Raw genomic sequence first — 307 nt, 5'->3', positions numbered from 1 at the left:
AAGCATCAATACCACCTGGGCAAAAATATCACCGATTACATCTCGGAGACGTTCTGACCGGAATCGATTGATCGTGTGGTGATCGGGACGCTGCATCCCCGCAAGCCACATGAACACAATGTTCTCCCGGACCGCTTTTTCGAGTTTGCGGGATGAATAACAGTTTTCTAAGTATCCATAGACCAGAACCTTTAACAACATCTTGGGATGATAGCCGCTGGATCCGTTCTCCGAGTATCGGCTATATACCCCACTCAGATCTATCCGCTCAATGATCTGGTGAACAATACGGCCTGGATGATGGACG

At 48.5% G+C, this 307-nt stretch carries 1 pseudogene; it reads right to left on the bottom strand.

Going from position 1 to position 307, the window contains the following annotated elements:
* Positions 1 to 243: pseudogene (locus O0V13_RS21585) on the bottom strand (transposase); the annotation flags it as partial.
* Positions 244 to 307: the final 64 nt, after the last annotated feature.

Origin of the sequence: Algoriphagus sp. PAP.12 (genome assembly GCF_026652115.1) — a bacterium.
Lineage (GTDB): Bacteria > Bacteroidota > Bacteroidia > Cytophagales > Cyclobacteriaceae > Algoriphagus.
This window is presented reverse-complemented; position numbering and strand designations above follow the sequence as displayed.